Source organism: Xanthomonas sp. NCPPB 2922, assembly GCF_041520885.1.
In the GTDB taxonomy this organism is placed as follows: domain Bacteria; phylum Pseudomonadota; class Gammaproteobacteria; order Xanthomonadales; family Xanthomonadaceae; genus Xanthomonas; species Xanthomonas campestris.
Map to the genome: position 1 here is coordinate 1 of NZ_JBGOFY010000014.1, position 12,837 is coordinate 12,837.

Here is a 12,837-nt window from a genome sequence, read left to right on the forward strand (position 1 = left end):
ATAGCCGTAGCCGGGCAGATCCACCAGATAGCGCTCGGGCTGGATCTGGAAGAACACCAGCTGCTGGGTGCGGCCGGGCGTCTTGGACACGCGGGCCAGGGAATTTTGACGGGTCAACGCATTGAGCGCGCTGGATTTTCCGGCGTTGGAGCGGCCGGCGAAGGCGACCTCGTAGCCGCCATCGTCGGGCAATTGCCGGGCGTTATGGGCGGACAGGTGGTAGCGGGCTTGTTCGATAAGGAGCGACATCCCCCTAGGATCGCACGTTCGGCGGCCCAGGCGATTTTGCTGCACTGTTCGTTGACCCTGGCGCGAAGGCGTGTCGATAATCGGGAACGCCTGCCACAGCCAGCACCTCACGCGCGCGGGCCGGGTCCATACGGAGCTTTAGCTGATGCGCCATGCTCGTGTGCTTGTCCTTGCCGCCATTGCCGTGCCGGTCGTTGCCGCGGTGGCGTTTGCCCAGTCGGCGGTCACGCCGATCCCCGATCCGCCGCCCATCCGCGTTGCGCCGCTGGAGGTCGACCTGTCCAAGACCACCTGGGGCGATGCCAAGGCCGGCCAGGCCAAGGCCGCTGCCTGCGCGGCCTGCCATGGGCCAGACGGCAACCCGGCGGTGCCGATGTACCCGCGCATCGCCGGCCAGACCGAGCGCTACGTGGCGCACCAGGTGGCGCTGATTGCCAGCGGCGAGCGCAATACCGGCATGTCGGCGGTGATGGTGCCCTTCGTCAAGGACCTCACCGCGCAGGACATGCGCGATCTGGGCGCCTACTTCGCCACGCAGAAATCCGCCGCCGGCGTCGCCGACGATGCGGTGATCAGCGAGGGCCCCTACCAGGGCATGAAGTTCTACGAGGCCGGCGAGAAGCTCTACCGCGGCGGCGACATCGCCCGCGGCGTGCCGGCCTGCATGGCCTGCCATGGGCCCTCCGGCAGCGGCAACCCGGGGCCGGCCTACCCGCGCCTGGGCGGCCAGCACGCCGAGTACGTGGCGCGCCGCCTCAAGGAATACCAGGCCGGCACCACCCAGGAGCGCAATCCGGCGCTGTTCAATATCATGGCGCAGGTGGCCAAGCCGCTGAGCGAGCAGGAGATCCAGGCGCTGGCCAGCTATCTGCAAGGCCTGCACGACCGCGCCGACGATGCCGCGGCCGCGCAACTGCCCGCCGGGACGCCCGCACGCTCATGAGGTGAGTGCCGCGGCGGCCCATCCGCTTCGCAACGCCGGTCTTCGGGCCGGCGTTGTCGTTTCACCGCGTCGTATCACTGCAATCCATCCCCCTCGGAGCCCGCATGAACCTGTTTTCCCGTCTGTCGCTGCTGTTGTTGATCCTGCTGCCGCTGGCCGCCTGTGCCGCGGACAAGAAGGCCCCGCCGGTGGAAGGCGAGGACTATGTGCTGATCGACGGCGGCCAGCCGTATGCGCCCCTGGCGGGCAAGGTCGAAGTGGCGGAAGTGTTCGGCTACACCTGCCCGCACTGCGCCCACTTCGAGCCGACGCTGGAAGCGTGGACCGCCAAGCAGCCGGCCTATGTGCGGGTCACGCCGGTACCGGCGGCCTTTGGCGGCTTCTGGGATGCGTTCGCGCGTGCCTACTTCGCCGCCGACACGCTGGGCGTGGCCAAGCGCAGCCACCGCGCCATGTTCGACGCCATCCACGAAAAGCACACCGTGCCCACCCAGAACGTGGCCCCGGAAGAGCTGGCGGCCTTCTACGTCGCCTACGGCGTGCCGCAGCAACGTTTCATCGACACGCTCAAGAGCGCGGCGGTGGAAGACAAGGTCAAGGCCGCGCGCGAATTTGCAACGCGCGCCAAGATCCCCGGCACGCCGGCCCTGGTGGTCAACGGGCGCTATCTGATCACCGCGCGTGACTACACCGACATGCTGCGCGTGGCCGATTATCTGATTGCCCGCGAGCACGCCGCGCCGGCCGCGCGCTGAGCCGCATAACCGCCATCACGCACGGCCCGTGGCATCATGCGCCCCGCGGCCGCTGCGGCCTCCCCTTCCGCCCCACGCTGGAGATCCAATCCGATGAAGACCCGCTTCGCCCTGACGCTGATGGCGCTGCTGCCGATCCTGGTCGCCTGCAAGGCCCAGGACGGTTCGTCCGACACCGCCCCGGCGCCTGCCCCGGCTGCCGAGACCGCCACGGCGCCTGCGGCCACCCCGGCCACTGATGCCGCTGCCCCGCCTGCCGTGGGCGAGAGCGCCAACGCGCCGGCCACCGACACCGCCGCTGCGCCGCCAGCGCCGGCACCGCGTGCGCCGAACGGCCCCGAGCCGGTCGCCGGCACCGATTACCTGGATATCGAAGGTGGCCAGCCGTACCAGCAGGCCGCCGGCAAGATCGAAGTGGCGGAAGTGTTCGGCTACGTCTGCCCGGCCTGCAACGCGTTCCAGCCGCTGATCGGGCCGTGGAAAGCCGGCCTGCCGTCGGATGTGCATTTCGTCTACGTGCCGGCGATGTTCGGCGGCCCGTGGGATGACTACGCGCGCGCCTTCTACGCCGCAGAAACGCTGGGCGTGCAGGAAAAGACCCACGACGCGCTGTACAAGGCGATCCACGTCGACCAGAGCCTGAAGGGCGAGCGCGGCAAGGATTCGGTGCAGGACATCGCCGGTTTCTATGCCAAGTACGGTGTGGATTCGAAGACCTTCATCGACACCATGAGCAGCTTCGGCGTGTCGGCCAAGACCAACCGCGCCAAGCAGTTCGCCACCCGCAGCAAGATCACCGGCACCCCGTCGCTGATCGTCAACGGCAAGTACCTGGTCAAGGGCCAGAGCTTCCCGGACATGCTGCGCATCGCCGATCACCTGATCGCGCGCGAACGCGCCACGCTGGCCAAGTGACCCGAGCGATCGCCACGTCGTGAACGCTTCGGACTCGCGCACCCTGCGGGTGCTGACCGCCAATATCCAGGCCGGCTCCAGCACCCGCCGCTACAGTGACTACGTGACCCGCAGCTGGTCGCATGCGCTGCCGCTGGGCAGCAAGCGCACCAGCCTGGACAGCATCGCCAAGCTGGCCGGCGAGCGCGACATCGTGGGTCTGCAGGAAAGCGACCCCGGCAGCCTGCGCTCGGGCTTCACCAATCAGACCCACTACCTGGCCGAGCGCGCCGGCTTCAACTACTGGAGCCACCAGCCCAACCGCCGCATGGGCGGGGTGGCGTCCAGCGCCAACGGCCTGCTCAGCAAGCTGGAACCGCTGGAAGTTCAGGACCATGCCCTGCCCGGCCGCATCGGTGGGCGCGGCATCCTGCTGGCCAAGTTCGGGCAAGGCCGCGAAGGCCTGGCGGTGGCCGTCGCGCATCTGTCGCTGGGCGCCAACTCGCGCATGGCGCAGCTGGCCTTCATCGCCGAATTATTGTCCGACCATCCGAATGTGATGCTGATGGGCGACTTCAATTGCGTTGCCGATCGGCCGGAAATGCAGGCCTTGTATCGGCACACCCGGCTGCAACCGCCAAGCTGCGTGGTGCACACGTTCCCGAGCTGGCGCCCCGACCGTGCGATCGATCACATTCTGGTCAGCGACAGTCTGGTGATCGAACACACCGAAGCGATTCCTGCAGCGTTCTCCGACCACCTTGCAGTGGGCATGGATCTGCGCGTTCCGCTGCAATTGCTGCGTTAAACCCGCAGTAGAACGCCAGCGCCAGGTTGCGCTGGCGACCTCAACCGATGACGTGCTCTAGACACCGCTTGTGGCATAACACAGGCGGTTTTTTCGTTGGAGCACGCCACGTGACGCACCGCGCATGAATGTGTCCGAGCCGCAGCTCGCACCGGTACGCACCCTTCGGCCGGTGTTCGTGTTGGCGGCGACGGTGGTGTGTACGTTCGCGCTGCTGGTGGCGCTGTTCCCCCTCGATGCCGGGCGCATCTTGCTGGATGCGCAGACCTGGGCCTCACGCAATGTGGGCTGGTACTACCTGCTGGCAATGACGCTGTATCTGGTGTTCGTGTTGGGTGTGGCGCTGTCCAGCTACGGCAACATCAAGCTTGGCGCCGATCACGACGAGCCGGAATTCAGCTATCTCTCCTGGGCCGGCATGTTGTTCGCCGCCGGTATCAGCATCACGCTGTTCTTCTTCTGTGTTTCCGAACCGCTCACGCACTATCTGCAGCCACCGCAAGGCGGCACCGGCAACGGCGAGGCGTCCGCACGCCAGGCCATGCAGCTGCTGTTCCTGCACTGGGGTCTGCACGGCTGGGGCGTTTTCGCGTTGGCGGCGATGGCGCTGGCGTATTTCGCATTTCGCCACAATCTGCCGCTGGCCTTGCGCTCGGCGTTGTATCCGTTGATCGGCAAACGCATCAACGGGCCAATCGGCTATACCGTCGATGCGCTGGGCATCGTCGCCACGGTGTTCGGCCTGGGCGCAGACATGGGCTTTGGCGTGCTGCATCTCAACGCCGGCCTGGCCACCTTGTTCAACGTGCCGCACACGCATTGGGTGCAGGTGGCGTTGATCGTCGCCATGATGGGTGCGGCCATCCTGGTGGCGGTGTCCGGCGTCGAAAAAGGCGTGCGCTGGATGTCGGACATCAACATGCTGCTGGCGATCGCGCTGCTGTTGTTCATGCTGTTCGCAGGCCCCACGCACTATCTGCTCACTGCCTTGATGCAGAACCTGGGCGACTACCTGGGCAGCGTGGTCGGCAAGAGTTTCGACGTGTACGCCTATGGCGGCCGGCCTGACTGGCTCGGCAACTGGACGGTGTTCTATTGGGCGTGGTGGATTGGCTGGGCGCCCTTCGTGGGGCTTTTCATTGCACGCATCTCGCGTGGCCGCACCATCCGCGAATTCGTGCTGGGCGTGTTGTTGATCCCGTTGGGATTCACGCTGGCCTGGCTGTCGATCTTCGGCAACAGCGCGCTCGATCAATTGCTGCACCACGGGCAGGCCGCCTGGGCGCAGCAAGCCATCGACGCGCCGCAAACGGTGCTGTATTCGCTGCTGCAGGATTATCCGTGGAGCCGCGTGGTCATCACGATCACGGTGGCGATCAGCTTCGTGTTCTTCGTCACCTCGGCCGACTCGGGCACGGTGGTGTTGTCCACGTTGTCCTCGCATGGTGGCGAGCCGCATGACGACGGCCCACGCTGGCTGCGTGTGTTCTGGGGCGTGCTCACGGCCGTGGTTACCGCGGGCTTGCTGCTGGCCGGCAGCATGGACGCGCTGAAATCCGCAGTGGTGCTGGCGTCGCTGCCCTTCTCGGCCGTGTTGCTGCTGATGGCGTGGGGATTGTCGCGCGCGCTCAGCGAGGAATCGCAGCGCAAGCGTGCGCAGCTCTACAGCCCCAGCCCGCTGATCGGGCAATCGCGCGATCACCGCGGCTGGCGTCAGCGCCTGGGCCAGGCGATGCATTTTGCCGCGCGCGATGAGGTCTATCGCTTCATGCACGAACAGGTTCGCCCGGCGATCGAAGCGGTGGCCGCGCAGCTGCAGGACGAAGGCTGGCAGGTCAGCAGCCGGCTCGACGACGCCGACATGGAGATCAGCGTGGACCATGGCGAACAACAAGGCTTCCGTTACCAGGTGGTGATGCGCGGCTACCTCACCCCGTCGTTCGCCGCGCAGCGCCTGCGCAACCAGCGCTATTACCGCGCCGAGGTGTATCTGTTCGAAGGCAGCCAGGACTACGACCTGGTCGGCTACAGCCGAGAACAAATCATCAACGACATCATCGATCAATACGAGCGTCACCTGCAGTTCCTGCATCTCACCCGCTGAGGTGTCGTCGCTGCGGCGAGCGTCCCACAGGAGGTTTGTCATGCCACGTTTCCCCGACCAGCTGCTGTACATCGGCGGCCGCTATGTTCCCGCCCGCGGCGGCCACACGTTCGAGGTGGTGAACCCGGCCACCGGTGAAGTCCTTGCCAACGTCCACAACGCCGGCGCCGACGATCTGGATGCAGCCGTGGACAGCGCCAAGGCCGGCCAACGGCGCTGGGCCGCACTCACGGTGGTGGAGCGCTCACGCATCCTGCTGCGTGCCGTCGCGCTACTGCGCGAGCGCAACGACGCCCTGGCGGAGCTGGAAACGCTCAACACCGGCAAGCCGCTGAGCGAAACGCGCAGCGTCGACATCGTCACCGGTGCCGACGTGCTGGAGTACTACGCCGGCGTGGCGCAGGCGCTGCAGGGCGTGCAGGTGCCATTGCGCGAAGGCAGTTTCTTCTACACGCGGCACGAACCGCTTGGTGTGGTGGGTGCTATCGGCGCGTGGAATTACCCGATCCAGATCGCGCTCTGGAAAGCCGCACCGGCCCTGGCCGCCGGCAACGCGATGATCTTCAAGCCCAGCGAGGTGACGCCGCTCACCGCGCTCAAGCTGGCTGAAATTTTCACCGAAGCCGGCCTGCCGGATGGCGTGTTCAACGTGCTGCCCGGCGACGGCGCCAGCGTGGGCCATGCACTCACCGAGCATCCGGAGATCGAAAAGATCAGCTTCACCGGAGGCACCGCAACCGGCCGCAAGGTGATGGCCAGCGCCTCCAGCTCGTCGTTGAAGGACGTGACCATGGAACTGGGCGGCAAGTCGCCACTGATTGTCTGCGCAGATGCCGACCTGGACCTGGCGGCCGACATCGCGATGATGGCCAACTTCTACAGCTCCGGACAGGTGTGCACCAACGGCACGCGCGTCTTCGTGCCGCGTGCACTGCGCACTGCATTCGAAGCGCGCCTGCTGGCACGCGTGCAACGCATCCATATCGGCGACCCGCTCGATGAGCGCACCACGTTCGGGCCGATGGTCAGTGCCGCGCACATGCAGCGCGTGCTGGAACACATCGAGCAAGGCAAGGCCGAAGGGGCGCGCCTGCTGTTCGGTGGCGAGCGGCTGCGCGATGGTGCACTGGCGCAGGGCTGCTACGTGGCGCCGACCATCTTCAGCGATTGCACCGACGTGATGACCATCGTGCGCGAAGAGATCTTCGGGCCGGTGCTGAGCCTGCTCACCTACGACGACGAAGACGAGGCAATCACACGCGCCAACGCCACCAGCTATGGGCTGGCGGCGGGTGTGGTGACACCGGATCTGTCACGCGCGCATCGGCTGATCCATCGCCTGGAGGCCGGCATCTGCTGGATCAACACTTGGGGCGAATCGCCGGCGCCGATGCCGGTGGGCGGCTATAAGCAATCGGGTGTGGGCCGCGAGAACGGCCTGGCCACGCTGCAGGCCTACACACGCACCAAGTCTGTCCAGGTCGAACTGGAACGCTACGCGTCGGTGTTCTAGGCGCGGCTCATAGCGCGCGTACTGCTGTTCAGACGAGCGCAGACGCGTGCCGATCCGCACGCCTTACCGACCACGCATCAGGAGATCACCATGCAACGCGAATACGACTACATCATCATTGGCGCAGGCTCGGCCGGCAACGTACTGGCCGCGCGCCTCACCGAAGACCCGGGTGTCAGTGTGCTGCTGCTGGAAGCCGGCGGGCCGGATTACCGGCTGGATTTCCGCACCCAGATGCCCGCCGCATTGGCGTTTCCGTTGCAGGGTCGCCGCTACAACTGGGCCTATGAGACAGAGCCGGAACCGCACATGGACAACCGGCGCATGGAGTGCGGGCGCGGCAAGGGGCTGGGTGGTTCATCGCTGATCAACGGCATGTGCTACATCCGCGGCAACGCACTGGATTTCGATCACTGGGCCAAGCGCCCGGGGCTGGAAGACTGGAGCTACCGCGATGTGTTGCCGTACTTCCGCAAGGCAGAAACGCGCGACATCGGCGCCAACGATTACCACGGCGGCGAAGGCCCGGTGAGCGTGGCCACGCCGAAGAACGACAACAACGTGCTGTTCCAGGCGATGGTCGATGCCGGCGTGCAGGCGGGTTACCCGCGCACCGACGACCTCAACGGCTATCAGCAGGAAGGCTTCGGGCCGATGGACCGCACCGTGACGCCGCAAGGGCGGCGTGCCAGCACCGCACGCGGCTATCTGGACATGGCCAAGCCGCGCGACAGCCTGCACATCGTCACCCATGCCACCACCGACCGCATCCTGTTTGCCGGCAAGCGCGCGGTCGGCGTGCATTACCTGGTGGGCAACAGCAGCGAGGGCATCGATGCGCACGCGCGCCGCGAAGTGCTGGTCTGTGCGGGCGCGATTGCCTCGCCGCAGTTGCTGCAACGCTCAGGCGTGGGTGCGCCGGACCTGTTGCGCGCGCTCGACGTGCAACTGGTGCACGACCTGCCCGGCGTGGGGCAGAACCTGCAGGACCACCTGGAGGTGTACATGCAATATGCATGCACCAAGCCGGTGTCGTTGTACCCGGCACTGCAGTGGTGGAATCAGCCTGCCATTGGCGCCGAGTGGTTGTTTGCGGGCACCGGCACCGGGGCCAGCAACCAGTTCGAGGCCGGCGGTTTCATTCGCACCCGCGAAGAGTTCGACTGGCCCAATATCCAGTACCACTTCCTGCCGGTGGCGATCAATTACAACGGCAGCAACGCGGTAAAAGAGCATGGCTTCCAGGCCCATGTGGGCTCTATGCGTACGCCCAGCCGCGGCCGCGTGCATGCCAAGTCGCGCGACCCGCGCCAGCATCCGTCGATCCTGTTCAACTACCAATCCACCGACCAGGACTGGCAGGAATTTCGCGACGCAATCCGCATCACCCGCGAGATCATCGCCCAGCCCGCACTCGACCCTTACCGTGGGCGCGAGATCAGCCCCAGCGCAGACTGCAAGACCGACGCCGAGCTGGACGCGTTCGTGCGCGCATGCGCCGAAACCGCGTATCACCCCTCGTGCTCGTGTGCGATGGGCACCGACGACATGGCGGTGGTGGATGGGCAAGGCCGCGTCCACGGCATGGAGGGGTTGCGCGTGATCGATGCCTCGATCATGCCGCGCATCATCACCGGCAACCTCAACGCCACCACCATCATGATCGCCGAGAAGATCGCCGACCGGATGCGCGGGCGTGCACCGCTGCCGCGCAGCACCGCCGACTATTACGTGGCGGGTGATGCACCTGTGCGCCGGTGATGTGTGATCGACCGAGTGCATGGTTTGAAACTTCTTTCCAAGCGAGCTGTCGGCCGACTTGCGTTTGATCTAGATAGCCAAGCGCAGCGCCCTCACCGCTCGCGTGACACGCGGGACGTCCTTTCATAAAGGCTTTGTGCGGCATCTGTCCCGCCGCGGTTCGGCAGGCGGCGAAGACATCGCATGTAGCACGTGAGGTGTTTTGAAAATCCACGCAAACCAGCCAACTCGCCTGGTCCTTGCGTGCCCGCCGTCGCGGGACCTTTGGCGGCATGGATGCCGCCAAAGAGCCTACAGGGACGTACTTGCGGCGTGTCCTGCGATGGCGGGCGCGCAAGGGCCCTGCATGCGCTACACGTGCCTGTGGCCTTACTGCACAACGCCGTTGATCGCCGCATTGATCCCTGACAGACAGCGCTGAGCGACCAGCAATTGGATCTCAGGCACCGACTCGCAGTGGGAAAACACCAGCGATGCCAGCCTGACGCGCAACGCCAGCAGCTCGAGCGCGCGATACCCTCACCGCCCCCGGGACACGCCGTGAATCCAAACAGATAAGGACCCTTGGCGGCATCCATGCCGCCAAGGGTCCCGGACGCAGTGAGGGCACCGCGCCATCCGTCCTGGTCGCTGACTGATACAAGTGCAACGCCGATGCGCGGTGCGTCACTGCACATCTGCATTGCAAGCAGAGTGCTGCCCGCCGCATGCATCAAGCGCGGCAGGCAGCCGTCCTGCCAACTAGAACTTCAGGTCCGCGCGCACGTACCAGAAGCGGCCGCCGGGGATGTCATAGGTGGACGCGTCATAGCCGTTGAGTGAGCACGACAGGCAGATCGGTGGATCCTTGTCGAACACGTTGTTCAAGCCGGCGGTCAGTTGCAGGCCCTTCAACCAGTCGAAGCGGTAGCCCACCTGCGCATCGTGATAGGTGATGGCATCCAGTTGATTGGTGCCCTCTGCCGGCGTCGAGCACACTGCAAATTCCACTGCGTCGCCGCACTGTTCGGTGAGCTTGGAAATGTGGCGCGCGGTCCACGATGCGGTCCAGTTGCCCAGCGACCAGTCCAGCACCGCGTTGCTGGTCCACTCGGGAATCGCACTATCCACCACTTCGATGCCCGGCCCCTGCGGCTGCCGCTGCCCGGCGGCGCCCAGCGCCTCGTAACGGCCCACGAAGGTGTTCTGCCAGGACAGCTTGAAGCGGCCCAACGCGGTTTCCGGCAAGGTCCAGAACAGGTCCACGTCCCAGCCATCGGTCTTGATCGAGCCCAGGTTGGTCAGGCGATTGTTGAACGCATTGATGCCGCCGGTGGACGCGCGGCCGATGCCGTCGCAGTACAGCGCGTCCAGCGTATCCACGCACAGATCGAGCTGGGTCTGCGCGTTGATCGCCTGGATCGCGCCATCCACATGGTGACGGTAGAAGGTCACCTCGAGATCAAGCCGGTCGGACCAACTTGCGTTGCTGCCAAAGCCCGGGCTGAACACGAAGCCGGCGCTGAAGCTACGCGAGCGCTCCGGCTCCAGCTGCTCGTTGCCGCCGGTGGTCACCGAAATCTGCTGGTTGGCCTGCTGGTAGTTCAGCGGCACCCCCAGCGTTGCGCAGTTGGCGGCGCTGCCACGCGGCGCGGTCCCGCCCAGGCCGATGGAACACGGGTCGGACAACTGCAGATCCGCACGCGCCGCCGAACCGAACAACTCGCCGATGGTCGGCGCGCGGAAGCCTTCCGCATAACTGGTGCGCAGCACGAACTCGTCGCTCACCTGCCAACGCAGGCCGTACTTGGGCGTGAACTCGCCGCCGAACGTGGAGTAATCCGAATAGCGGCCCGCAATGTTCAGATCGAGTTTGTCGCCCAACGTGGAGTTGGCAAAGATCGGGATGTTGAGTTCGAGATAGGCCTCATTGACGTCGTAGCTGCCGGAAGTGGGCAACGACGGCACGCCGTTGTAGCGGCCGGCCACGGTGAGCGGGTCAGGCTGATACGAGCCTTCGTATTTGCGGTACTCGTAGCCAGTGGCAAAGCTCACCGCACCGCCGGGCAACTGGAACAGCTCGCTGCTCAGGTTGGCGGTGAACAGGCTCAGCTCGTTCTGGCTGCGGTCGCGCACCACGGGCTGGATCCAGCGCAACATCTCCGGCGTGATGCTGCCGGCGCCGCTGAAGATATCCAGTGGCACGCAGCCGGCCACCGCCGCGCAGGCGGCCGGGTCGCCGAGCCCCAGGTTGATGTTGAACAGGTTGTAGCTGCCGTAGTTGGTCTGCTCGGCCTTGTTCTTGCTGTACATGCCGTTGACGTCCCAGAACCAGGTCCGCGACGCGCCTTCGAAGGTGCCGACCAGGCCAGTGCCGAAATACTGCGTGTCCACCTGTTGCTCATACCGCCGCGGGCCGCCTTCCACCGGGCGCCGCCCGATCTGGATCAGGTTGGTGGCCGAGTTCAGATCAAAGCCAAACGGGTTGAACGGGTTGAGCGCGGAAATCACGATGTTGTCGGCCAGCGGATTGCCGGTGCCGGCATCGGGGCCGAGGAAGATCGGCTCGGGCGCGGCCTGGTTGGTGGATTCGCGCCGGTTGCCCAACGCCTTGACGTACCACTGCACGTCGTCGTTGAAGTAATAGCGGAACTGCGCGAACACGCCCTTGCGCTCGGACGGCGTCAGCAGCAGGTTCTGCTCGGCGAAGTTGTAGCGGTCGGCGGTGCCGAAGCAATGGTAATCATCGCTGCGCGTGCAGCCACCACTGCCGTCGTATTGCGGCGTGCCCACGCCCGCGTTGGGGGTGAGGTTCTGACGCACGCCGGTGTTCGGGTCGACGAACTGGAAGCGCCCATCAGGCGTGGCCGAACTGGCAAAGGTCAGCCCGGTGCCGGGAATGGGGAAGCGTGCCTGGGCACGGTCGCGCGCATAGATCGGATCCTGCTTGACGTAGCTGGCGCCCAGAAACAGGCTGAAATCCTCGCCACTGGTGCCCCAGGCCAGGTCCATGCCCTGGTTGGTGCCATCGCCCTTGCCGTATTGCCCGTAATTGAGCGTGACCTGCGCGCCGTCGAACGTGCGCCGCGTAATGATGTTGACCACACCGGCGATCGCATCCGAGCCGTACAGCGACGAGGCGCCGTCTTCGAGCACTTCGATGCGCTCCACGATCGCCAGCGGAATGGTGTTGAGGTCCGTCGACGAGCCCACGCCCGAGGCGGAGGATTCATTGACCCAACGGATGCCATCCACCAGCACCAGCACGCGCTTGGAACCAAGATGGCGTAAATCCACCTGCGCCGAGCCGGCACCCACGCCGCTGCCGTCGGGTGGAAAGCCGAAGTTGCCGGACGAATTGAACTTGGCATTGAGCGCCGAGCCGGAGGCAGTGAGCTCCTGCAACACCTCGCCGATCGAGGTGAGCCCGGTGCGCTCGATATCGGCGCGGTTGAGCGTCTGGATCGGCACCTGGCCCTGCAATTCGGCCGTCTTGATGCGGGTGCCGGTGACTTGCACGCTGTCGAGCGTGCGCGTACTCGGGGCGGGTTCGGGCTGCTGCGCCCAGGCCAGCGAAGGGATCAGACACAACGACAACTGCACGGCCAGGCACGACCGACGGGAGCCACTCAGACGCTTCATCCTTTCTCTCTCCAGAAGGATTTCAGGAAATGTCACCGCACGCCCCCGTGCCCTGCGGTCCATGCCGACTTTTAAACGAAACCTTAACGCACCGCAACCTGGCAACGCAGCACTGCCTCCGTCATCGCATCGGCACGCTTGCTTCGTGCTCCTTAAGAGGCGAGTGCCAGCCCCACCTATACAGCGCGC

The 12,837-nt window shown here is 65.5% G+C and carries 9 protein-coding genes; 7 read left to right on the top strand and 2 right to left on the bottom strand.

Annotated elements, in window-relative coordinates:
- On the bottom strand, window positions 1–249 hold a 249-nt coding region (locus ACD584_RS15170; RefSeq protein WP_372357307.1), incomplete at its 3' end, for a GTP-binding protein.
- Between the two features lie 145 nt (window positions 250–394).
- Here ACD584_RS15170 and ACD584_RS15175 point away from each other — a divergent pair.
- The 7 genes from ACD584_RS15175 to betA all read left to right on the top strand — a co-directional run bounded on the left by ACD584_RS15175 (window position 395) and on the right by betA (window position 9,027).
- Complete coding sequence (locus tag ACD584_RS15175; protein ID WP_012437398.1) at window positions 395–1,192, top strand: c-type cytochrome; 798 nt, start codon at window positions 395–397, stop codon at window positions 1,190–1,192.
- Window positions 1,193–1,296: 104 nt separating this feature from the next.
- Entirely contained in the window at window positions 1,297–1,947 is a 651-nt protein-coding gene (locus ACD584_RS15180; RefSeq protein WP_011038497.1) for a thiol:disulfide interchange protein DsbA/DsbL, read from the top strand.
- Between the two features lie 93 nt (window positions 1,948–2,040).
- Complete coding sequence (locus tag ACD584_RS15185) at window positions 2,041–2,862, top strand: thiol:disulfide interchange protein DsbA/DsbL (RefSeq protein WP_011038498.1); 822 nt, start codon at window positions 2,041–2,043, stop codon at window positions 2,860–2,862.
- Window positions 2,863–2,911: 49 nt separating this feature from the next.
- Window positions 2,912–3,649 carry an endonuclease/exonuclease/phosphatase family protein gene (locus ACD584_RS15190; protein WP_011038499.1) on the top strand — a complete coding sequence of 246 codons (738 nt, stop codon included), beginning with the start codon at window positions 2,912–2,914 and terminating at the stop codon, window positions 3,647–3,649.
- A 124-nt stretch (window positions 3,650–3,773) separates the two neighbouring features.
- On the top strand, window positions 3,774–5,753 hold the full coding sequence (betT, locus tag ACD584_RS15195) for a choline BCCT transporter BetT (RefSeq protein ID WP_076037178.1): 1,980 nt from the start codon (window positions 3,774–3,776) through the stop codon (window positions 5,751–5,753).
- Between the two features lie 40 nt (window positions 5,754–5,793).
- Window positions 5,794–7,266 carry a betaine-aldehyde dehydrogenase gene (gene betB / locus ACD584_RS15200; RefSeq protein ID WP_076037179.1) on the top strand — a complete coding sequence of 491 codons (1,473 nt, stop codon included), beginning with the start codon at window positions 5,794–5,796 and terminating at the stop codon, window positions 7,264–7,266.
- 90 nt (window positions 7,267–7,356) lie between these two features.
- Window positions 7,357–9,027, top strand: coding sequence for a choline dehydrogenase (gene betA / locus ACD584_RS15205; RefSeq protein ID WP_076037180.1), 1,671 nt, complete (start codon window positions 7,357–7,359; stop codon window positions 9,025–9,027).
- Between the two features lie 741 nt (window positions 9,028–9,768).
- Here the strand turns inward: betA and ACD584_RS15210 are convergent.
- Window positions 9,769–12,648: a TonB-dependent siderophore receptor gene (locus ACD584_RS15210; RefSeq protein ID WP_076037181.1), complete on the bottom strand. Its 2,880-nt coding sequence runs from the start codon at window positions 12,646–12,648 to the stop codon at window positions 9,769–9,771.
- Between the last annotated feature and the right edge of the window lie 189 nt (window positions 12,649–12,837).

Coding starts and splice junctions, on each gene's coding strand:
- ACD584_RS15175 (WP_012437398.1), top strand. CDS start 395: ATGCGCCATGCTCGTGTGCTTGTCCTTGCCGCCATTGCCGTGCCGGTC.
- ACD584_RS15180 (WP_011038497.1), top strand. CDS start 1,297: ATGAACCTGTTTTCCCGTCTGTCGCTGCTGTTGTTGATCCTGCTGCCG.
- ACD584_RS15185 (WP_011038498.1), top strand. CDS start 2,041: ATGAAGACCCGCTTCGCCCTGACGCTGATGGCGCTGCTGCCGATCCTG.
- betT (WP_076037178.1), top strand. CDS start 3,774: ATGAATGTGTCCGAGCCGCAGCTCGCACCGGTACGCACCCTTCGGCCG.
- betB (WP_076037179.1), top strand. CDS start 5,794: ATGCCACGTTTCCCCGACCAGCTGCTGTACATCGGCGGCCGCTATGTT.
- betA (WP_076037180.1), top strand. CDS start 7,357: ATGCAACGCGAATACGACTACATCATCATTGGCGCAGGCTCGGCCGGC.
- ACD584_RS15210 (WP_076037181.1), bottom strand. CDS start 12,648: ATGAAGCGTCTGAGTGGCTCCCGTCGGTCGTGCCTGGCCGTGCAGTTG.